The organism is Arenibacter sp. 6A1, assembly GCF_012272855.1.
Classification (GTDB): domain Bacteria; phylum Bacteroidota; class Bacteroidia; order Flavobacteriales; family Flavobacteriaceae; genus Arenibacter.
Genome location: NZ_JAAXCQ010000048.1, coordinates 1 through 1,310, shown reverse-complemented (window position 1 = coordinate 1,310; position 1,310 = coordinate 1). Strand labels below are relative to the sequence as shown.

The 1,310-nt window shown below is 45.9% G+C and carries 1 protein-coding gene; it reads right to left on the bottom strand.

The genetic code is table 11. From position 1 onward, the window contains the following. Positions 1-29 precede the first annotated feature (29 nt). Complete coding sequence (locus HCG49_RS18370; RefSeq protein WP_168470934.1) at positions 30-1,226, bottom strand: IS256 family transposase; 1,197 nt, start codon at positions 1,224-1,226, stop codon at positions 30-32. Positions 1,227-1,310: the final 84 nt, after the last annotated feature.

Sequence of the window (1,310 nt, the reverse complement as noted above, 5' to 3'; positions counted from 1 at the left end):
GTTTAAAATAACAGGGGTTGGACTTTTATCTAAAGTCTGACCCTTTTTTCATAGATCGTCAGGAACTGATTTAGGATGATTCCCCAGTTCCTTACTGGCATGGACCACTTTTTGGTCGCTTCCCTCACAGCCAAATATACGGATTTCATCACCGCATCATCCGTAGGGAAGGAAAGTTTGTTCTTGGTATACTTTCTAATTTTCCCGTTCAGGTTCTCGATAAGGTTCGTAGTATAGATTATTTTCCTGATCTCTATCGGGAACTCAAAGAATACCGTGAGCTCTTCCCAGTTGTCCCTCCAGCTCTTTATGGCATAGGAGTATTTGTCGTCCCATTTCTGGGCAAAATCCTCCAGGGCCATCTTGGCGGCCTCTTGGTTGGGGGCGTTGTATATATGCTTCATATCCGCGGTGAAGGCCTTCTTATCCTTCCATACGACGTACCTGCACGCATTTCGGATCTGGTGGACCACACAGATCTGGGTCTTGGATTCCGGGAACACGTTTTTGATGGTATCCGTAAACCCGTTAAGGTTATCGGTCGCGGTAATCAGGATGTCCTCGGTTCCACGGGCCCTGATGTCGGTCAGTACGCTCATCCAGAAAGCAGCCGACTCGTTCTTGCCCAACCATAGGCCCAGCACTTCCTTTTTTCCGTCACGGCGCAGACCGACGGCTATGTATACCGTTTTATTGATGACCTTGGAGTTTTCGCGTACCTTGAAGACGATACCGTCCATCCAGACAATGAGATAGACAGGCTCCAAAGGGCGATTTTGCCATGCGACTATATCACCCGATATGCTTTCCGTGATCCTAGATATGGTGGAAGTGGATACCTCAAAATTATAGACCTCACGGATCTGCTCTTCAATATCGCTATTGCTCATTCCTTTAGCATAGAGCGATACGATAACGTTCTCGATCCCATCAACAATACTGCCCCGCTTGGGAACTATCATCGGATTAAAGGAAGCCTGCCTGTCCCTGGGAACCGAGATCTCGGATTCCCCAAAAGAGGTCCTTATCTTCTTCTTGGAATGTCCGTTGCGAACATTGCTTCCATTGGACTTCTGGTGTTTTTCATAATCAAGGTGGCCGTCCAGTTCACCTTCGAGCATTTTCTCAATGCCCCGCTTTTGGATCTCCTTCAGAAAACTAGTAAGCTCATCACCGGTCTTGAACTGTTTTAGGAAATCATCGTCAAATAAATCTTCTTTTTTCATAAAGTGCTAAATTAAAATTAAACAAAAAATAACGGGGGCCGGCCCCCGTTATTTTTCTATTTACACACTTTATAAGATAGTCCC

Excerpts from the sequence above, each read along its gene's own strand:
- HCG49_RS18370 (WP_168470934.1), bottom strand. The coding sequence starts at position 1,226 with ATGAAAAAAGAAGATTTATTTGACGATGATTTCCTAAAACAGTTCAAG.